Raw genomic sequence first — 20,446 nt, 5'->3', positions numbered from 1 at the left:
TTATTAATATAAGATGAAGGAGGTGAACGTAGATGTATAAAGGAATTGAATGTAAGATTTATCCCAATCAACAACAAGCTGATATCATACAAATGACTTTTGGCCATACAAGATTTATTTGGAATCAAATGTTAGGGATGTTAAACGAACGTTATCAAAATAATAAAGCCTTAAAAATGCTTTCTTATTGCACATTATCCTCACTGATTCCTCAGTTAAAACGTGAACACACTTGGCTTAAAGACGTTGATAGTGTAGCGATTCAATGTTCAGTCAAAACCTTATCTGAAACCTTCGAACGTTTCTTTAAAGGATTTTGTCGTTATCCTAAATTCAAATCAAGAAAGCAACATCAACAGTCTTATTTAAGCACGATTCGAGGGCAGAATATTCGATTGAATTACAATCAGAGATATATCAAATTGCCTAAATTAGGTTGGGTGAAGTGTAAACCCAGTGTGCAGCATATTGAAAATGAACGGATCCAATCTGTGACGGTGAAACAACGACCTAGCGGGAAATACACTATTTCTGTTTTGGTTACGAGCGAAAATCAAGCACTAACTAAAACAGGGAAAAGCGTAGGCATTGACTTAGGTGTCTCAGATTTTGCGATTACGTCTGACGGACACAAATACCCTTCGCAAAAATTACACTTAAAATATCAACGTCAACTTCATTATTGGGAAAAACGCATGGCGAGACGACGATTGAAAGCCAAAGCTGCAGGCATTGACTTAAAAGATGCCAAAAACTATCAAAAATCACGCCAACATGTGGCACGAATCCATGAAAAAATCACTAACACACGTAAGAATGATATCCATAAAATCACAACAGATTTAGTTGAAAACTATGATGACATCGTGATTGAAGATTTGAAAACATCAAACATGTTAAAGAATCATAAGTTGGCACGAAGTATTGCGTCGCAGTCATGGCACCTCTTTAAAACGATATTAACATATAAATGTAGGATATACGGTAAACAACTTCGCTGTGTGAATCCGTATAAAACGTCGCAATATTGTTCAAACTGTGGCTATGATAGTGGCAAGAAGGCCTTGGCTATTCGACATTGGACTTGTCCATCCTGTCATACAAATCATGATAGAGATATTAACGCAGCGCAAAATATAAGAAATATTGGCTTGGAACAAGCCTTAGTCAAATAGCTTAGACCGCTGTTTTGTTTTGAAATAAACAAATCAAGTCATAGGTGTTCCTAGAAACTCGTTGCTTTAGTAACGATGTAGTTCATTCCAGTGATATGAAACGTTCAATAGATACAGCTGAAGCTGTTTTAGACGGTTTAGGGCAAGACAATGAAGCAGTCCATGAAATGAAGGGCCTACGTGAAGCTGGCTCTGGGCAATTTGAAGGGGAATCATTAGACACTATTGATGAAGAGCAAGCAAAAGAAGCAGGTTATGACTCTTATGATGAATACGAAGACGATAAACGAAAGACAGATGAAGACGAGTGGTCTTGGTTAGCTAACGCTCACTATTATGCAGATCAATCCGGTTATGCTGAAGGTGCCGATAAAGTCCAAGAGCGAATGACAGATGCTATTGAAAAAATTGCTGCAAAGCAAAATGAAGAAGGCGGTGGTAATGTTTTAGTCGTAAGCCACGGCATGTCTATCAATGTGATGTTAGCGGATATGACTGATAAATATGAGGGTGATTCTTTAGAAAATGCCAGTGTGACTAAAATTCATTACCAAAACGGAGATATGGAAGTAGAAAGTATTGGAGATACTTCTTATCTAGAAGAAGGCGAAGAATAAATGCTTAGTGACGATTAATCAAGTAGGGGAAGTTTTGTTAGTAAGTAAAAATCTTTCATTCGTCTAATAAATCAACAGTAAGATACTAGAAATTTTTTCTTTTCTAGTATCTTTTTGTTTTCAATGATAGAATAGAAAAGAAAATAAGGTTAGAAAAGAGGGAACTAAATGGTAGAAACCATCAAAGTAGGCGATTTAGCTCAAGCTTTGGATTTAGAAGTTGTCAGTGGCGATGAACAAGCTTTGTCGCGCGAAATTATTACTGGTGATGTTTCTCGCCCTGGACTTGAACTAACAGGGTATTTTAATTATTATTCTCATGATCGCCTGCAACTTTTTGGTAGCAAAGAAATTACTTTTTCACGACGTATGATGCCTGAAGAACGCTTGATCATTATGCGACGTTTATGTGCAGAGGACACACCAGCTTTTATTATTTCAAGAGGTTTAGAAGTACCTGAAGAGATGCTTACTACTTGTACGGAAAATCAATTACCTATTTTACGTTCTAAAATTACTACTTCACGCTTGTCAGGGCAAATTTCAAGTTATTTAGATGCTCGTTTAGCGGTTAGAGAGAATGTACACGGGGTGTTAGTTGACGTTTATGGCTTGGGTGTCTTGTTGCAAGGAGACAGTGGTATAGGAAAAAGTGAAACAGCGCTTGAATTGATCAAAAGAGGACATCGCTTAATTGCAGATGATCGAGTAGATATTTATAAGCAAGATGAATTAACTTTAATGGGAGAACCGCCACAAATTCTTGAACATTTGATTGAAATTAGAGGGATCGGCATTATTGATGTGATGCATTTATTTGGCGCAAGTGCCGTTCGTGGACAGATGCAAATTCAATTAGCCGTTTATTTAGAAAGTTGGGAAAAAGACAAAAAATACGATCGTTTAGGTTCTTCTGATGAAACAGTAGAGCTCAACAATGTCTCTATCCCGCAAGTGAAAATACCAGTAAAAACAGGACGGAACCTTTCGATTATTATTGAAGTTGCCGCGATGAATTTCCGCGCAAAAACGATGGGATATGATGCAACAAAATCTTTTGAAGATCGATTGACACGTTTGATTGAAGAAAATTCTGATTTATAGAAAAGAGGCAGGTTAATGACAGGAGTAGTCAGCCGAACGGCATTTGAAATTTTCGGGGTCGATATTTATTGGTATGCGATCATTATTATTTCGGGCCTTGTTATCGCTATGTGGTTAAGTTCTAGAGAAGCTGTGCGAGCCGGGCTAAGGGAAGAAGATGTGACCGATTTTATGTTAGCGGGGATACCGATTGCTTTTATCGGTGCGCGTCTTTATTACGTTTTATTTAATATCGGTCCTTATTTGAATGACCCTATTCAAATATTTAATCTTCGTTCCGGGGGTTTGGCGATATATGGTGGATTAATTGCAGGAGGATTGTGGCTGCTTTTCTTTTGTCAAAGAAACTTCATACCCACTTGGACCTTTTTGGACATTGCAGCACCTAGTGTATTATTAGCGCAAGCTATCGGACGTTGGGGAAATTTTATGAATCAAGAAGCTTATGGTCCAGTCACTACAAGAAGCTTTTTAGAAGGTCTACACCTTCCCGATTTTATTATTAATAATGTGTATATTGAAGGAGCTTATCGGCAGCCAACCTTTTTATATGAGTCTGTGTGGGGCGTTTTGGGCTTTATAGTATTAGTCATATTACGTAAGAAAAAAGGCTTATTCAAAGAAGGGGAAGTTGCTTTAAGTTATGTCATATGGTACAGTTTTGGCCGCTTTTTCATCGAAGGATTGCGTACGGATAGTCTCTATTTATTTGGTTCTATTCGTGTCTCACAACTTCTTTCTCTCGTCTTATTTTTAGGAAGTTGCTTCCTTTTAGTATGGCGTCGTAGGAAAAAGAAACAATTAAAAGATTATGATCGAACAGAAGGCAAAAATCAATATATTATTTAGTAAGCTTTAAAAAATAAATTATGGTAAAATCTAAAACAGTTAGCTGCAAGAAAATAAAAGGAGGTTTCATCGTTGAAACAAAAAATTACCGTGTTAGGCCCTGGATCTTGGGGAACAGCTTTAGCACAAGTGCTAGCAGAAAATGGGCATGAGGTGAATCTGTGGGGAGATAATCCCGCTCAAATTGACGAAATTAATACTTATCATACCAACCGGCACTACTTACCGGATTTAAAAATACCAGAAAGTGTTAAAGGGCAAAAAGATTTAAAAATAGCAGTAAAAGATGCGGATGCGATTCTTTTAGTGGTCCCTACTAAAGCGATTCGTAGTGTAGCTAAACAATTAGCTACACTCGTTGAAAATAATCCTTATATCATTCATGCTTCAAAAGGTTTGGAACAAGGAAGTCATAAACGTATTTCTGAAGTGATCAATGAAGAGATCCCTGCCGAAAAAAGAAAGGGAATGATTGTATTATCCGGACCCAGTCATGCAGAAGAGGTGGCTGTTCACGATATTACCACGATTACTGCTGCAAGTCCGGACGATGAGGCGGCGAAATATGTGCAACAAACTTTTATGAATCATTATTTACGTATTTACACCAATAATGATGTTGTCGGTGTTGAAACGGGCGCTGCTTTAAAAAATATTATCGCTATTGGCTCAGGTGCAATTGCAGGTCTTGGTTTTGGCGATAATGCAAAAGCGGCTATTATGACAAGAGGCTTAGCCGAAATTAGTCGTTTAGGTGTGGCTATGGGGGCTGAAGCTCTAACATTTAGCGGTTTAAGTGGTGTAGGTGATCTGATTGTTACTTGTACAAGCGTGCATTCAAGAAACTGGCGCGCGGGTAATATGTTAGGAAAAGGACAAAAGCTACAAGATATTTTAGATAATATGGGCATGATTGTAGAAGGTGTTTCTACCACAAAAGCAGCGATGGAACTAGCGCAAAAATTAGAAGTTGAAATGCCGATAACTGAAACGATTTATCGGGTCCTTTATGAAGATAAAGACATCGATCAAGCAGCCAAAGAAATTATGATGCGTGATGGTAAAGTAGAAAATGAATTTTCTTAAGAAATAAGATAAAAGGAGACTTCTTTCATGAAAGTAAGAAAAGCAGTGATCCCAGCAGCAGGTTTAGGTACCCGCTTTTTGCCAGCGACTAAGGCAATGGCTAAAGAGATGCTTCCTATCGTTGATAAACCAACCATACAATTTATTGTGGAAGAAGCATTGAATTCAGGGATTGAAGATATTTTAATCGTTACGGGTAAAGCTAAACGACCTATCGAAGACCATTTTGACGCTAATTTAGAGTTGGAAATGAGTTTAAAAGAAAAAAATAAAACAGATTTATTACAATTAGTTGAAGAAACGACGGATGTTAACCTCCATTTTATTCGTCAATCTCATCCAAGAGGGTTGGGTCATGCTGTTTTACAGGCAAAAGCTTTTGTGGGCAACGAACCATTTGTTGTGATGCTAGGCGATGACCTAATGCAAGGAAGAGTACCACTAAGTAAGCAATTGATGGAAGACTATGAAAAAACACATGCTTCTACAATTGCTGTAATGAAAGTTCCTCATGAGGATACATCTAAATATGGGATTATCAATCCAGATGCTCAAGTAGAAGATGGCTTATATAATGTAAACAGCTTTGTGGAAAAACCTGAACCGGAAGTGGCACCGAGTGATTTGGCGATTATTGGCCGCTATCTACTTACACCAGAGATTTTTTCCATTTTGGAAAATTTAGCGCCAGGTGCCGGTGATGAGATTCAATTGACGGATGCTATTGATATTTTAAATAAAACGCAGCGTGTGTTTGCTCGTGAATTTAGAGGTAAACGATTTGATGTAGGTGATAAATTCGGTTTTATGCAAACAAGTATTGAGTATGGGCTTGCTCATCCTCAAATCAAAGATGATTTGACGGATTATATTATCAAACTGGGGAATGAATTAAGTAAAAAAAGGCAATTGACTGAAACAAAAACTAGAAAAACAGATACAAAAGAAAAATAAGGATAGCTTTTGCTATTCTTATTTTTCTAAAATGGAGGTTAAAAATGGTACCCGATAGTATAATTATTGTAAACGCATTGGCGCTTTTTATCTTAATTGCCTTATTTTTAGCCGCCTTTTTTCTTTTAAGACGAAAAGTCAGTATACAAGTTATACCGCTGCTTGTAGGAATTGCTTTTTTTATTATTTTTTCTTTGGTATTAGAACAAGGTTTGCATAGCATCGTTTTACAACCAAATGCCCAAGGACAAATTACTTTAATGAATACTCATCCTTTGTTTTATATCCTTTATGGGATATTTGCTGCAGGAATTTTTGAAGAGCTAGCAAGGTTTATCGCTTTTAAGCTTTTAAAACAAGGTTATGCAAATTTTGGCACTAGTCTGGCCTATGGGCTAGGACATGGGGGTATTGAAATGCTGATTATTGGTGGCGGATCTTTACTTGGAAATTTGGTTATCAGTATTTTACTACGTAACCCCAATGGTCAACTCGCCCAAGAATTATCACCAAGTATTATACAAGCTTTACAAAATACTTCTGCTGGGGAGATATTTTATGTTGTAATCGAACGTTTTCCAGTATTATTAGTACAAATCTGTCTGTCGGTACTGGTGTGGGTTGCAGTGAATAAGACAAAACAGCTTTGGCTTTTTCCATTAAGTATTACAATCCACGCACTCATTGATTTACCCGGCGCCATGGTGCAAGTAGGCTTTTTAAGTAACTATGTTGTTTTATATGGTTCATTATATCTAATGACTGCAGGATTGATCTTTTTTACTATGCGTATATTAAAAAACAATGAACTTTATCCATTAAAAAAAAGGTTGCCTTAAATTTAGCTTATATTATGATAAAAAATCAGCATTTAGAACGATTATTATTTGTTTTAAAATTTTGAAAATGATATGCTTATATATATTAAAGAATACGAAAGGGGTTTTGGTATGACTGCTGGAGGTATTGCTGGTTTAATTGCCGCTATTGCATTTGCAGTGCTAGTTATCTTTCTGGTAAAATTATTGCTGAAAGTGGAAAAGACGGTAGCTTCCGTTGAAAAAACAGTAACAGAAGCGAACAATACAATAGAAGTAGTAACAAAAGATGTAGATTTACTTTCACGAGAAGTGGAAGGGCTACTTACAAAAAGCAACGAACTATTTTCAGATGTAAATAAAAAAGTTGCTACGATCGATCCATTATTTACTGCGATTGCTGATTTAAGTAGCAGTATTTCAGAGCTGAATGCTTCTGGAAAAAATCTTGTCTCAAGAATTGGTGATTTAGGAAAAACAACAGCACAAGCGACAGTTGCTGGAAAAGTAGGACAAACTGCAATGAAGTTTTTTAAACAACGTAATAAAGAAGAATAATTGGAGGGATCCTTATGGGAAAAAAAGATGGATTTATATTAGGCGCTATGATTGGTGGTACAGCAGCTGCAGTAACAGCTTTGCTACTGGCGCCAGAATCTGGGAAAGAACTACGCGATAAATTGGCGAAACAAGTGGACCATGCACTAGATGCTGCTTCAGATTATACTGATATTGCAAAAGACAAGGGCAGTGATTTAACAGATTTAGCTAAAGAGAAGGCTGATGATCTTAGCAAACAAGCAAGTGATCTTGCTGACTCAATGAAAAGCAAAACTAAAGATACAGCTGAAGATGTTAAAGATACAATGTCAGATGCTGCAGAAGACTATAGTGATTTAGCTAGTGACATCGCAGAAGATGCTAAAGCGACAGCGTCAGATGTTTCTGATGAAGTACAAGATACGGCTGAAGATATTATCATTGATGTAAAAGACACTTCAGACGCGGTACAAGATACAGTTTCTGAAGCTGCCGACCAAGGAAGCTCGATCGCACAAGATGCCAAAGATCAAGCAGATGATGTTACTGCAGAGACAAAAGCAAACATGGCTGATGAACACGAAGATATCAAAGAATACTTTGACGATTCAGTAGAAGATTTAAAAGATCATGTTGAAAAAAATAATCCAGGCGAAGAATAGTGAGAAACAATTAAACCGAGCAAAGTAGTGTTATATTACTTTGTTCGGTTTTTTCTTTGGACAAAAGTCTGAGTCCGAAAGTAAGGACCCAAAGCGAAATGTTTAGACCTAAGTCTAGAAAGAAGAGTCAGCAAATAAGTTTTTCAAACACAACTTTACCTTGAAGAAGGGTAGGACATTGTTTTTTAAAACTGTGAGTGATTAGTGGCATCTTTTTAAATGTTCCATCAATGGATAAATTCTTGGAGGTAACTTGCTCTAGTTGGCTCCAATATCTATAAATAATGGTGATAAAAAAGAAGTCAAACGTTATACAAACAAAAATCACCTGCCATGTTAAGCAAAGCAGGTGATTTTCCATCATTTATTCAATAATTTGTAACTCTTTGTTGGTTTTAGTAAATGGCTGACAGCCTTCTTTAGTGACGTAAACACAATCTTCTATACGTACGCCAACTTCGTTTGGCAAATAGATGCCTGGTTCAATAGAAAAACACATGCCTTCTTCTAAGACAAGGTCATTACCGGCAACTAGCGAAGGGTATTCATGAATTGTTGTACCAATACCGTGGCCTAAGCGATGATTAAATGCTTCACCATAGCCATAATTTTCAATGACCTCACGCGCAATTCTATCTAACTCACTAGCTTTAATACCAGGTTTAACTGCTTCTTGTGCAGCAAGTTGCGCTTCTAGTACGATATCATAAATTTTACGTTGAAAAGCAGTAGGTTCTTTAAATGCCACAGTTCTTGTCGCATCACTACAATAATCTTTCCAAAGAACACCTAAATCAAATAAAACAAAATGATTCTTTTGGACTGGATCGTCACCAGGCGTGCCATGAGGATTAGCCGCTTTAGCTCCGGCTAAAACTTCTGTGTCAAATGACATTTTCGCTACACCTTTGCGTTTTAATTGATATTCAATTTCAGCGATAATTTCGGCTTCTGTGGCTCCTTCTTTAATTGCGGAAAAACCAATCTCAAAAGCAACATCCGCCCAAGAACCAGCTTCGACTAACTTATCAATTTCTGCAGGCGTTTTGCGTAATTGCATTTGTTCAATGACCGGCGTTAAGTTTTTAGAAAAGTTTGTTTTGGGAAAATAAGCAGCAAAAGCTTCAAAATGATCTAAACTTAAAGAAGACTTTTCAATGGTAATGTCTCCTGGCGTACCATAACGATTATGAATCTCAGAAGCAATCATTTTCCAAGGATCTTGAGCATCTTGATAGCCAATAACATCATATTGCCAGGAGCTTTCTTTTGCAGCTTGTGCGTCTAAAGCCGGGGTAAATAAAAAAGGATCTTTATCGGCAGAGAAAAATAACGCTAAAATCCTTTCGTGTGGGTCACTTGTAAAACCGGTAAAGTAGGAAACAGTATTAGGATTTGTAATATAAACAAGATCTGTTCCATTCTTTTTCATCCAGTCAGTTAATTCGTTTATTTTTTTATCATTCATAAGTATCCTTCTTTCTACTAACTTAACTAACATTCATTTTAGCATTCTTTGGATATAATTTCTAAAATTTACTTAAGAAAAAAGCATTTTCATGAAAAAAATGTAAAACGGTTGCACCTTTTTTTAAAATTTGCTATTCTAGAAAAGAAATGAAAATACTGTTTTCAGAAAATAAAATGAACAAGGAGTTTTGAAAATGGAAAAACAGACAATTACGATTTATGACGTTGCGCGTGAAGCCAATGTTTCAATGGCAACGGTATCGCGTGTTGTTAATGGCAACCCGAATGTGAAACCTGCGACACGTAAGAAAGTTTTAGATGTGATCGACCGTCTTGATTATCGTCCAAATGCTGTCGCTCGTGGTTTAGCTAGCAAAAAAACAACTACGATCGGTGTTATTATTCCTGATGTCAGCAATATGTTCTTTTCTTCGTTAGCACGCGGGATTGATGATATAGCTACGATGTATAAATATAATATTATTTTAGCAAATTCTGATGGGGATAGTAATAAAGAAGTACAAGTTTTAAACAATCTGTTAGCTAAGCAAGTTGACGGTATTATCTTTATGGGTCACCGAATTACAGAAGAAGTTCGCGGAGAATTTTCCCGTTCAAAAACACCCGTAGTTTTAGCTGGTTCAATTGATCCAGATGAACAAGTAGGTAGCGTTAATATTGATTATACTAAAGCTACAGAAGAAGCTGTTTCTTTATTAGCTAAAAATGGACATGAAAAAATTGCTTTTGTAAGTGGTGCGCTTATTGATGCTATTAATGGACAAAACCGTTTGACTGGCTATAAAGAAGGATTAAAAGAAAACAATTTAGAATATAACGAAGGTATGATTTTTGAAGCTCCTTATGAATTTAAAGAAGGTTTAGCTTTAGTAGATCGTATTTTGAATAGTGGCGCAACAGCAGCTTATATTACTGACGATGAATTAGCTATTGGCGTTTTGGATGGCTTATATGACGCAGGCGTAAAAGTTCCAGAAGACTTTGAAATTATTACTAGCAATAATACGCTTTTGACTGATGTCACTCGTCCTCGTCTTTCAAGTGTTACGCAACCACTATATGACATCGGTGCGGTAGCAACCAGATTGCTAACAAAATTGATGAACAAAGAAGAAATCGAACAAAGAACTATTGTTCTACCATCAAGCATTATGGAAAAAGGTTCAACCAAATAAATTGTAAAATAAAAACATATTGAAAAACGTCTCAGCTTTGAGGCGTTTTTTTAACAAAATTATTTCATTAAAGATTAGGGTCTAATAAATTGCTTATTCAACAAAGGAAAGGTTATAATTTGGGAAAAGAAAGCTTTTTGTCTGTCAACTTTTTAATAACTAAAGCTGTAAAGTAAGTATAAGATTATGTTGATGTTGCTTGTTTTTTTATCCCAGAAGAAGGGGGATAGTATAAAGCAATGAACAATTACGTGATTTATCTTCGAGGCATCAATGTCGGAGGAAAGAATAAAATCAAGATGGCTGATTTGCGTTTGGTTTTGGATGCTACAGGTTTTAATCAGGTGAAGACTTATATACAAAGTGGAAATATAGTTCTGCAATCGTCATTATCTTGCACCGAAATTACTAGTCAGTTAGAAAGTTTACTTGTTCAAAACTTTGAGTTAGATAGTAAATTGGTTAGAGTGTTAGCTTTAGAGCATTCCTTGTATCAAAAAATTATAGAAGAGGCGCCTAAAACGTTTGGTGATAACACTGCTGAAATTGATTATCGCTATGAAGTTATGTTTTTGATAGGCGTTACTTCAGATGAAGTAATGAAAGAAGTGGCAATTCGTGAAGAGATTGATAGAGTTTGGCAAGGTAGTTATGCAGTATACTATCGTAGGTCGGGGCCTAAGCATCCTGATTATACTAAAAGTGCTTTATCTCGCATAATAAAAAAACCGATTTATCAATCGATTACTATGCGTAATTGGAGAACTACAATGAAAATGAATGAGTTGTTAAATACTTTGTAGGATATAAAAAAGCCAAGGAGAGCAGTCGCTTCCTTGGCTTTTTGTTAATCATCATTATCACTGTTGTTATCTTCAGGTCCGTTTTTCCAATAGTCTTCATAGTTGTTGTCACTGCCACCTATACCAAATTTAAAGCTTGGTCCTGGTGGTGTTCCTTTTGCCCAGTAGGAATCTGTTGTATCGCTAGGGACGCTCATTCTTGAACCGTCTACTTCGACGGTATCATTATCGTCTACCTTTGTACCAGTAAATTCAGAAACTTCTTCTTCTTTGACATCATCGTCTAATTCAAAGTCTTCATCAGCTCCTAGGCTATCTGGGTTTGCTTGATAGATCGAATTAGCTAGATAAGACATATATTGGGCAGTGCGTTTGCTAGCGTCACGATCTGTGCCCTGGTTGTCTTCACGTCCTGACCAACTGCTTAAAGTAGCTTTTGGTGTGGAAACAACTAACCATGAGTCTTTATAGTCATCGGTCGTTCCTGTTTTACCCACCCAGTCAGCGTTGGCTAGACTGTAATTTAAGTTACTAACGTCTGATTTAAATTCGGTCGTATGTCCAGAATCTATGACACCACGCATTAAATCATTCATGATCGAAGCTGCTTGTTTTGAATAAACACGTTCAGGGTTTTCTTTATGTTTGTATAAAGCATCTCCGCTGGAATCGGTAATGGAGTCAATCAGATAACCTTCCTGGTAAACACCATCGTTTGCTAAAGCTTGAAATCCATTGGTTTGTTGTAAGGTAGTTACTTCAGTTACACCTGATGAAGCAGACTCATAGGTCCAAGAATCTGTATCAGGATAGTTCATTTTTTTCAAATAATTATCATAAACAAAAGAAGTATCGTCCTCTTCATCTAAAATGTCTCGATAAATGTGATAACTAGCGATATTACTTGAATGTTCAAGAGATTCGCGAACTGTTTGGAATGTTTTCGTTCCTTTATTTGTTGCATTAACGATTGGATCGCCTTTATTTTCTCCTTGTCTCCATTTGGTTGGATAATCAGAAACACGAGATTCTGTTCCAATCAAACCTTGATCAATTGCTGGTCCGTAAACCAATGCTGGTTTAATAGCAGAACCTGCTTGTCGAGTAGAATTAAAGGCGTGGTTAAATTGATTATCTTCGTAATTTCTTCCACCTACAAAGCCAAGAATTTTACCCGTTTCATTATCCATATAGACATTTCCTACTTCAACTTGATTATTATTATCTAATAAGTAGCCATAATTTTCAGCTGTATCTTGCATGGCGTTATAAATGTCCTGATCGATGGTGGTGTTAACAGTATAACCGCCGTTTGCCAATTTTTGTTGGGCTTCTTGAATATAGTTTTGATAAGTTTCTTCTTCAGCAAATTCTTCACTACTGATGTTATCTTCATCAGCTAGCTGTTGAGCGACAATTTCCAATGCTTCATTCATCACAGTATTATATAGAAAGTTGCGCTCGTTATTGTTATCCGAACTTTCTTGCCCTTGAAAATCCGCTGTTAAATCATAATCCCTGGCTTCTTCATACTCTTGTTTTGAAATATCGTGATTGCGGTACATACTAAACAAGACATAGTCTTTTCGATCTAGTCCAGGTTCTAAGTCTTCTTGTAACTCACCCGTATTTGTATACGGACTGTACGCAATTGGACTTTGTGGTAAACCGGCAATAAATGCTGCCTGCGGTAAACTTAGTTCATCGGCATTTTCTCCAAAAATTCCTTCAGCGGCTTCTTGCACGCCTGCGATATTTTCTCCTTTATTATTCCGCCCAAAAGGTGAGACGTTTAAATACATTTCCACAATTTCATCTTTAGAAAAATTTCTTTCGACTTGAGTGGCTAATAAGATTTCATTGGCCTTACGTTCAAAGGTAACTTCATCAGATAAAATTTGTTGTTTGACAATTTGTTGAGTTAAAGTTGAACCACCACTTGATCCAATACCAGTTACTTCAGAGACAAGTGCTCGAAGAACAGCTTTTGGAACAAACCCTTGATGCTGATAGAAGTCTTCATCCTCTGTAGCTACAACAGCATCTTTTAGTAAATCCGACATTTCATCAGAACTTACACTATTACGCTTGATGTCAGTATCAATTGCTGAAATATTACTCCCATCCGCATAAGCTAAATGTGAAGTTTCGTCAACATTTTCTAAATCGCCTTCTAATTCTTCTTTAGTAGGTGCTTTGGTATCTTCAACTAGATAAGCAAAATAACCTGCCCCCATACCTGCGCCAAGCGCGCCAAATAAGATAAAAAGACTAACCACTACTAATAGTAGAGATTGGATCACTCGTATAACAATATGAAAATAAAACCATCCAGAATTTTTCTGTTGCTTTGTTTGTTTTGCTTTTTTGCTATTTTTTCCCTGCTGCGACAAATTCGTCACCTCGTTATATTTTTACTTCTGCCTGATTATAGCAAAAAATCGTTCACTTGAATAGTTAGACTATTTTAATTAAAAACAAAACTAAAGCTTTCTTTTAAAAGATTTTTCAGTTATCATTACAAATGAAACTATTTTACAAGGAGGAAAAGCCATGCATTCAAACTTTTTTCAGGAACTAAAACAACGTGGCTTGGTTCATCAAACAACAGATGAAAGAGCACTAGAAGAACAATTAAATAAAGAGTCTGTAAAACTGTACGTAGGTTTTGACCCAACGGCAGATAGTCTACATATCGGACATTTATTACCTATCTTAATGCTTCGACGTTTTCAACAAAACGGCCATACACCTATCGCACTTGTGGGTGGAGGAACAGGGATGATCGGGGATCCTTCATTTAAAGACCAAGAAAGACAATTAAATCCCCTAGAAACGGTACAAGACTGGTCGAACAACGTTAAGCAACAATTATCTCAATTTATTGATTTTAATAATGAAAAAAATCCAGCGATTGTAGCCAATAACTATGATTGGTTAGGTGAAATGACCTTAATTGATTTTTTAAGAGATATTGGAAAAAACTTTACAATTAATTATATGATGAGTAAAGAAAGTGTAAAGCGTCGCATTGATTCGGGCATTTCTTACACTGAATTTGCTTATCAATTATTACAAGCTTATGACTTTTTAAAGTTGTACCAAAAATACAGCTGTCTTTTGCAATTGGGGGGCAGTGATCAATGGGGCAATATTACTTCTGGTATTGAATTATTGCACCGCGAAGAAGGCGTCCAAGGTTTTGGTCTTACGATGCCTTTGATTACTAAAGCCGATGGCAAAAAATTTGGTAAAACAGAAGGGAATGCGATTTGGTTAGATGCAAATAAAACCAGCCCGTATGAATTTTATCAATTCTGGTTGAATACAGATGACCGTGATGCGGTACGATTTTTGAAATATTTTACTTTCTTTAGTTTAGATGAAATTGCACAAATTGAAGAAGAATTTCAGCAAGCGCCGGAAACAAGAGTTGCACAAAAAGCGTTAGCTAAAGATGTGACGACTTTAGTTCATGGTAAAAAAGGGTATGAACAAGCCAAACGAATTTCGGAAGCATTATTTAGTGGTTCCATAAAAGAACTAAATACCGAAGAACTAGATCAGGCTTTTGGCGGAGTGCCCGCTTATGAAGTAGATTCTGACGATTCTTTGAATTTAGTCGAGATATTAATTGCGGCGGGTATTGATTCTTCCAAGCGACAAGCAAGAGAAGATATCAATAATGGCGCGATTTATTTGAATGGTGATCGCATTCAAGATACAAGCTATGAAATTCAAGCTTCAGACAAATTAGGTGGAAAGACCACTGTTATCCGTCGCGGTAAAAAAAGATATTTTCTATTACGTTTTTAAAAGAAGAGAAAATCATAAGAGACTCGTTTTCTTGTGATCTCATTATTTCAAAAGGAAGTTTTTTATGGGAACAATTATTATACGAGCTGTGGGCTTATTTCTCATTATTGTATTAGCTTATTTTTTAAAGCGAATTGGTTTTTTACATAAAGCAGACGGTTCCAGTTTGTCTATTATCATCATGAATGTGACTTTACCTGCGGTCGTTATTATTAACTTGGCCAATTTAGCAATTGAAAGTAATTTATTGTTGTTCGTCTTGATTGGTTTCTTCTGGTCGATTCTGCAAATTTTTATTAGTTATTTTGTAACCAAAAGAAAATCTAACACTGATCAGCAGTTTTTTATTTACTGTGCGACTGGTTTTAATATTGGAAATTTCACCTTACCTTTTGTACAGGGCTTTTTACCTTCAGGGGTGCCTTTAATTTCTATGTTTGATACAGGAAATAGTATTATGCTTTCTGGAGGAACAAAGGTACTTAGTGATCGCTTAACAGGTCAAAATACAGGGGTAACGTTTAAAAGTGTCTTACGTCAATTATTTTCTTTCATACCATTTACTTGTTATGTAGTGATGTTAGTTTTACGGTTAATTTCTTTTGATTTACCAACAGCTTTTTTAACGGTTCTAGAACCTGTGGCAGATGCTAATGTTTTCTTGTCCATGTTTATGATTGGACTTTACTTAGAACTACGCTTGCCACGTCAAGACCGTCATATAGTGTTTCAGTTATTAACATTACGTTATGTTATGGGATTGGTATTTGTTGGTTTGTTTTACTTGTTGCCCATTGAGCCTCTTGCTAAAATGATATTGTGTTTACTTTGTGTAACACCTGTGCCTTTGTTTGGCGTGGTAAACTCTGTAATAGCTGGTGTCAAAGAAGAAAGCGTAGGCGTTGCTTCGTCGATTAGTTTCTTAATAAGTTTGCCTTTAATGACACTGTTATTATTGTTATTAGGCCCAACTGTTTAAAAAAGAGAAACAAAATAAGGAGGAAAAGTATGTTAATAGGTTCTCATGTTTCTATGAAAGGCAAAAAAATGTTATTAGGTTCGGCTGAAGAAGCAGCAAGCTATGATGCAACCACTTTTATGATTTATACAGGCGCACCTCAAAATACGCGCAGAAAAGCGATTGAAGACATGCGCATTGATGAAGGCAAAGATTATATGAAAGCGCATGGACTGTCTAATATTGTCGTTCATGCGCCTTACATTGTTAATTTGGGCAATACGAATAAACCAGAGATGTTTGAGTTTGCTATTGAATTTATGCAAGATGAAATTCAACGGGCAGAAGCATTAGGGGCTAACCAAATCACTTTGCACCCCGGCTCTCATGTAGGCGCAGGTGCAAAGGCGGGGATTGATCAAATTGTCAAAGGTTTAAATGAAGCCTTGGACAAAAATCAAAAAGCACAAATAGCATTAGAAACCATGGCTGGCAAAGGGACAGAAATTGGTCGTTCTTTTGAAGAACTTGCAAGTATTATTGATGGTGTGACCTTAAATGATAAGCTTTCTGTCACTCTTGATACTTGTCACGCCAGTGATGCTGGATATAATATTCGGGATGATTTTGATGGCGTATTAGAAGAGTTTGACAAAGTGATTGGTTTAGACCGTTTGCAAGTGGTTCATATTAATGATTCAAAAAATGAACCAGGTTCACATAAAGATCGGCATGAAAACATTGGCTTTGGAAAAATTGGCTTTGATGCTTTAAAACAAGTGGCACATCATGATAAATTGAAAAATTTACCTAAGATTTTGGAAACTCCTTGGGTAGGCGAAGACAAGAAGAATAAAAAATCGCCTTATGGTTTTGAAATTGCCATGCTTTATAATGGTGAATTTGATCCAGATTTACTGGAAAAAATAAAGCAACAATAATTTTATAAAAAGCAGAGTCTATTGATGATTCTGCTTTTTTTGTATATGCTATTGTTTTTTTGTATAATAAAATTAGAAAGGCAGGGATGAAAATGATTTTAGATGAAACGTTTCAACTAGTAAATGGGGTAGAAATACCTAAGGTTGGTTTTGGTACTTGGCAAAGCTCTCCAGAAGATGCTTATCGCGCCACTAAGTATGCACTAGATAATGGTTATAAGCATGTAGATACGGCATACGTTTATGGCAATGAATCAGATGTAGGTCAGGCAATCAAAGATGTTCCTGTGTCACGAGATGAAATTTTTGTCACAACGAAAGTTCCAGCAGAAACCGATACTTATGAAAAAGCGATGGAAAATATTAATGAATCCTTACGGCGCTTATCCTTAGATCATGTAGATTTATTGCTTATTCATGCGCCTAGACCTTGGCGTCGAATCGGCGAGCCTCATGAAAACGATGATAAGAAAAATGTTCAAGTGTGGAAGGCATTAGAAGACGCTTTTCGAGATGGAAAAGCAAGAGCTATCGGTGTCTCAAATTTTAATATTGAAGATTTAAAAAATATTATCGAAAATGCTAAAGTAGCGCCAATGGTCAACCAGATCAAATGTTATATCGGTAATTTGAGTACGGGCACAATTGATTTTTGTCAGCAGCGTTCGATCCTGGTAGAAGGATATTCGCCTTTAGCAACTGGTGGCATATTAGACGACAAGCAAATCCAAAAGATAGCGGAAAAATATGAAAAATCTATTCCGCAAATTGCTCTTCGTTATTTGTTAGAAAAAGATATATTACCATTGCCTAAGTCAGTGCACGAAGAATATATCTTAGAAAATGCACAGCTAGACTTTGTTTTGGAAAAAGAAGATATAGATCAACTGGATAAGTTATAAATCAATTGATAAAAAGAGTTGTTTCGAGCTTTTCTTTTCCGGATGTTTCTAGTAAAATACTTCATGGACAGTCTAGAGGAAAGGAGAGTGTGAAATGTCAACTGGTTATGTCATTTTAATTGCAGTGATCGCTTTAGTTGTTGGAGCTATCGGCGGTTTCTTTTTAGCACGTAAATATATGGAAGATTATATGAAAAAAAATCCACCAATCAACGAAGATATGTTGCGCACAATGATGATGTCAATGGGGCAAAAGCCTTCTGAAAAGAAAATCCGTCAAATGATGCAACAGATGAAAAATCAAAAATAAAGAAAAGGCGGATCGTAAAGGATTCGCCTTTTTTCATGGAAAATTAGAGCTACAAGTCAAGAGTAGGTCAAGAAATTAAAAAAACTAGAGTTGGATAAGCAAAGTAGGTTAAGAAATCAGGAAAACTAAAGCTGAAATCAATAAGTAGGTTAAGAAAACAAAAAAACTAGAGTTGAAAACATGACATAGGTCTAAAATTTAAAAAATCTAGAGCAAGTCTTTCTTAGAAGTTCTAGATTTTTTAAAAAGTTAATTTGGAATAATTGCATCAGTCACTTGAATTTTCGGAGGGTTACTTTCATGCATGACTGGTGAAGTGCTAGTGCGATTATCGTACTCTTCTCCAATAGCGATTAAATGCGCCATATTTTTCTGATAATTTTTAGCAAAAACCGTACTGTATAAAATATCTAATAAATAAGAAATTGAAGTGCTGGTGGTATAACTACCAATCTTTGAATAAAGTTTTTCACGTGTAGCTAAACGCAAATGGCAATCAGAAAGTTTTGCCAAAGTATTATCACCAATCCCTGTTAAAACAATAATTGTTGCTCCTTGTTGTTTTAAAATAGGCAAAATTCGTTTAAGCATCTCGTTTTCGCCAGTATACGAAATCATTAGGACGCACGTATTTTCGTCTGTACTATAAGCTTCATAGACATGCTCGCCAATTGTTTCGGCCGCGCTTGTTTGCTTTTTAATTCGACGCATTTTTAAGGCAAAATCTTGTGAAATCAGAAGATTCGCGTTCGAAGTAAAAATTTTAATTTGTTTTGACTGATATAATAGTTCGGTAGCTTTTTGCAGCTGCTGATGTTCAAGTAAAGAAAGTGTGTCAGAAATCGTTTCTTGTTCTAAAGAAGCAATCTTTTGCGCGATTGTTAAAATACTATCATTTTCCGCAAAGGGTAGGTTAGCGTCTGTTTGTACAAAATGATTGTGTAAATAGTCTTGTTCTTTTAAAAAAGCGTCTTTGAAATCGTTCCAACCGTGAAAGCCCATTTTTTTAGCAATCCGAATCAAAGTTGAGGGATGCACGTAATTTTTTTCGGCAAGCTCTTTTACTGTAGCATTTTCAATTCTTGTATAGTCTGTAAGAATATAACGAACAACTTCTCTTTCTGCTGGAGAAAAAGAAACTTCTTCGATCTTTTCTGTTAATAACACAGAACCACCCCATTTACATAGTTTTGATATATATTGTAAACGATATTTACAAATTTTGTCGATACTTTTATTTTATCTGTAAACAATAATTGAAGATTCAATATTTTCTTGCTAAAGGAGATGCTAATATAGATAATAGTCTTGTAAATAAATTGAGAAAGAAGGTGGAAAATGAGGCAAAAAACTTTATCTTATGCATCATGGTCAGACACTATTCAACCAGTTAAAAAGGGTCCAAGGCGCTTGTGATTCTCCTTTAACTGATTTAGGTAAACAGCAAGCTAAACAGGCAGAAGACTATTTTGCACAAAAAGAAATAAATTTTGCTGCGGCATATGCTTCAACCCAAGAAAGAGCTTGCGATACAATGGAAATTATTCGTTCCGATCAAGCCTATACTCGTAAAAAAGGGATAAAAGAATGGAACTATAGAAGTTATATCGAATCTAAAGGCCAAGTTGTAAAAGAAAAAACATTGCGCGCTGAAGATACCCAACAGATTGTCGGCTGGCTAAAAAGTCGTGGGCTAGAGTTTTATTTAGAAAGTAATAACGGTTTATTTGCTAGTGAAAATTTTGCTAGTCGTAGTGTAAAAACAATACAAGAATATATTGCCTATAAAGGAAAACCTGGTGCCAAACAAGCGATATCTGCGACTGTTTTTTCGATATGCTATATGGCAAACCCCTTTACCGCAAGGGTGTGAATAAAATCAGTTTTATTTTAGCGAGTTATGACGACTATTTAGCAGCGCAAGAAAAGTTTTCATCTTTAAAAGTTGGCACATGGGGCGGTAGTGGTGAAAAGGCCTTATTTGGCGATATCACTTTAAAAGATATCGATAAAGCTGTTGCTATTGATGAGTTACTAAGTTTCTTAGCAAAAAATGTCGAAGATACACTTGCTTTTGGGGACGCTAAGGTAGATATCCAGATGTTGGAACACTGTCAAATCGGTGTGGCGATGGGAAATGGCGGTAAAGAGATCAAAGAAATGGCTAATTATATTACTGCATCTGTCGAAGATGACGGTTTATATGAAGCTTTTGAACATTTTCAAATTATTAATTAAAAAGAAA

Annotated in this window: 21 protein-coding genes; 18 read left to right on the top strand and 3 right to left on the bottom strand. The window is 36.1% G+C overall.

Annotated features, from left to right (window positions below; translation table 11 throughout):
• Positions 1-32: 32 nt before the first annotated feature.
• The 9 genes from AC806_RS06790 to AC806_RS06750 all read left to right on the top strand — a co-directional run bounded on the left by AC806_RS06790 (position 33) and on the right by AC806_RS06750 (position 7,805).
• Positions 33-1,175 (top strand): RNA-guided endonuclease TnpB family protein, encoded by a 1,143-nt coding sequence (locus AC806_RS06790; protein WP_014125095.1) that lies wholly within the window; start codon positions 33-35, stop codon positions 1,173-1,175.
• A gap of 44 nt (positions 1,176-1,219) precedes the next feature.
• Entirely contained in the window at positions 1,220-1,792 is a 573-nt protein-coding gene (locus AC806_RS06785) for a histidine phosphatase family protein (protein WP_257784579.1), read from the top strand.
• A 168-nt stretch (positions 1,793-1,960) separates the two neighbouring features.
• The gene (gene hprK / locus AC806_RS06780) at positions 1,961-2,896 is read left to right on the top strand and encodes an HPr(Ser) kinase/phosphatase (RefSeq protein WP_014125093.1); all 936 of its coding nucleotides are present in this window, start codon (positions 1,961-1,963) and stop codon (positions 2,894-2,896) included.
• 15 nt (positions 2,897-2,911) lie between these two features.
• A complete protein-coding gene (gene lgt / locus AC806_RS06775; protein ID WP_061839933.1) occupies positions 2,912-3,745 on the top strand; it encodes a prolipoprotein diacylglyceryl transferase in 834 nt (277 codons plus the stop codon).
• Between the two features lie 72 nt (positions 3,746-3,817).
• Positions 3,818-4,831: an NAD(P)H-dependent glycerol-3-phosphate dehydrogenase gene (locus AC806_RS06770; RefSeq protein ID WP_061839934.1), complete on the top strand. Its 1,014-nt coding sequence runs from the start codon at positions 3,818-3,820 to the stop codon at positions 4,829-4,831.
• A gap of 27 nt (positions 4,832-4,858) precedes the next feature.
• Positions 4,859-5,785, top strand: a complete 927-nt coding sequence (galU, locus tag AC806_RS06765; RefSeq protein WP_061839935.1) for a UTP--glucose-1-phosphate uridylyltransferase GalU — start codon at positions 4,859-4,861, stop codon at positions 5,783-5,785.
• A gap of 44 nt (positions 5,786-5,829) precedes the next feature.
• Positions 5,830-6,624, top strand: a complete 795-nt coding sequence (locus AC806_RS06760) for a YhfC family intramembrane metalloprotease (RefSeq protein WP_083207573.1) — start codon at positions 5,830-5,832, stop codon at positions 6,622-6,624.
• A gap of 111 nt (positions 6,625-6,735) precedes the next feature.
• Positions 6,736-7,161, top strand: a complete 426-nt coding sequence (locus tag AC806_RS06755) for a DUF948 domain-containing protein (protein ID WP_061839937.1) — start codon at positions 6,736-6,738, stop codon at positions 7,159-7,161.
• 14 nt (positions 7,162-7,175) lie between these two features.
• Positions 7,176-7,805, top strand: a complete 630-nt coding sequence (locus AC806_RS06750; RefSeq protein ID WP_069029028.1) for a YtxH domain-containing protein — start codon at positions 7,176-7,178, stop codon at positions 7,803-7,805.
• Positions 7,806-8,169: 364 nt separating this feature from the next.
• On the opposite strand, the gene AC806_RS06740 is transcribed toward AC806_RS06750, so the two are convergent.
• Positions 8,170-9,273: an aminopeptidase P family protein gene (locus tag AC806_RS06740; protein ID WP_061839939.1), complete on the bottom strand. Its 1,104-nt coding sequence runs from the start codon at positions 9,271-9,273 to the stop codon at positions 8,170-8,172.
• Between the two features lie 196 nt (positions 9,274-9,469).
• On the opposite strand from AC806_RS06740, the gene ccpA reads away from it, so the two are divergent.
• Together ccpA and AC806_RS06730 are read left to right on the top strand one after the other, a co-directional pair.
• On the top strand, positions 9,470-10,471 hold the full coding sequence (gene ccpA, locus AC806_RS06735; RefSeq protein WP_069029026.1) for a catabolite control protein A: 1,002 nt from the start codon (positions 9,470-9,472) through the stop codon (positions 10,469-10,471).
• 239 nt (positions 10,472-10,710) lie between these two features.
• A complete protein-coding gene (locus AC806_RS06730) occupies positions 10,711-11,274 on the top strand; it encodes a DUF1697 domain-containing protein (protein ID WP_069029025.1) in 564 nt (187 codons plus the stop codon).
• Between the two features lie 44 nt (positions 11,275-11,318).
• Here AC806_RS06730 and AC806_RS06725 read toward each other — a convergent pair whose 3' ends face one another.
• Positions 11,319-13,667 (bottom strand): transglycosylase domain-containing protein, encoded by a 2,349-nt coding sequence (locus AC806_RS06725; protein ID WP_399391521.1) that lies wholly within the window; start codon positions 13,665-13,667, stop codon positions 11,319-11,321.
• 160 nt (positions 13,668-13,827) lie between these two features.
• On the opposite strand from AC806_RS06725, the gene tyrS reads away from it, so the two are divergent.
• From tyrS to AC806_RS06700, 5 genes are all read left to right on the top strand, one after another.
• Positions 13,828-15,090, top strand: a complete 1,263-nt coding sequence (tyrS, locus tag AC806_RS06720; RefSeq protein WP_069029023.1) for a tyrosine--tRNA ligase — start codon at positions 13,828-13,830, stop codon at positions 15,088-15,090.
• Between the two features lie 64 nt (positions 15,091-15,154).
• The gene (locus tag AC806_RS06715) at positions 15,155-16,069 is read left to right on the top strand and encodes an AEC family transporter (RefSeq protein WP_061839944.1); all 915 of its coding nucleotides are present in this window, start codon (positions 15,155-15,157) and stop codon (positions 16,067-16,069) included.
• 29 nt (positions 16,070-16,098) lie between these two features.
• On the top strand, positions 16,099-16,989 hold the full coding sequence (locus AC806_RS06710; RefSeq protein ID WP_061839945.1) for a deoxyribonuclease IV: 891 nt from the start codon (positions 16,099-16,101) through the stop codon (positions 16,987-16,989).
• A gap of 92 nt (positions 16,990-17,081) precedes the next feature.
• Positions 17,082-17,891 carry an aldo/keto reductase gene (locus tag AC806_RS06705; RefSeq protein ID WP_069029395.1) on the top strand — a complete coding sequence of 270 codons (810 nt, stop codon included), beginning with the start codon at positions 17,082-17,084 and terminating at the stop codon, positions 17,889-17,891.
• A 94-nt stretch (positions 17,892-17,985) separates the two neighbouring features.
• Positions 17,986-18,201 (top strand): YneF family protein, encoded by a 216-nt coding sequence (locus AC806_RS06700; protein WP_068708663.1) that lies wholly within the window; start codon positions 17,986-17,988, stop codon positions 18,199-18,201.
• A 249-nt stretch (positions 18,202-18,450) separates the two neighbouring features.
• Here the strand turns inward: AC806_RS06700 and AC806_RS06695 are convergent, their stop codons facing one another.
• Entirely contained in the window at positions 18,451-19,368 is a 918-nt protein-coding gene (locus AC806_RS06695; RefSeq protein ID WP_014125077.1) for a MurR/RpiR family transcriptional regulator, read from the bottom strand.
• 193 nt (positions 19,369-19,561) lie between these two features.
• Between AC806_RS06695 and AC806_RS06690 the strand changes: the two genes are divergently transcribed.
• Complete coding sequence (locus tag AC806_RS06690; protein ID WP_061839948.1) at positions 19,562-20,074, top strand: histidine phosphatase family protein; 513 nt, start codon at positions 19,562-19,564, stop codon at positions 20,072-20,074.
• Positions 20,071-20,439, top strand: a complete 369-nt coding sequence (locus AC806_RS06685; RefSeq protein WP_061839949.1) for an HAD hydrolase family protein — start codon at positions 20,071-20,073, stop codon at positions 20,437-20,439. Before AC806_RS06690 ends, AC806_RS06685 begins: the two co-directional genes overlap by 4 nt.
• Positions 20,440-20,446: the final 7 nt, after the last annotated feature.

The sequence above is a fragment of the Tetragenococcus halophilus genome, assembly GCF_001712815.1.
GTDB lineage: Bacteria > Bacillota > Bacilli > Lactobacillales > Enterococcaceae > Tetragenococcus > Tetragenococcus halophilus.
Note: the sequence above shows the minus strand (reverse complement) of the source record. Positions and strands in the feature narration are given on the sequence as shown.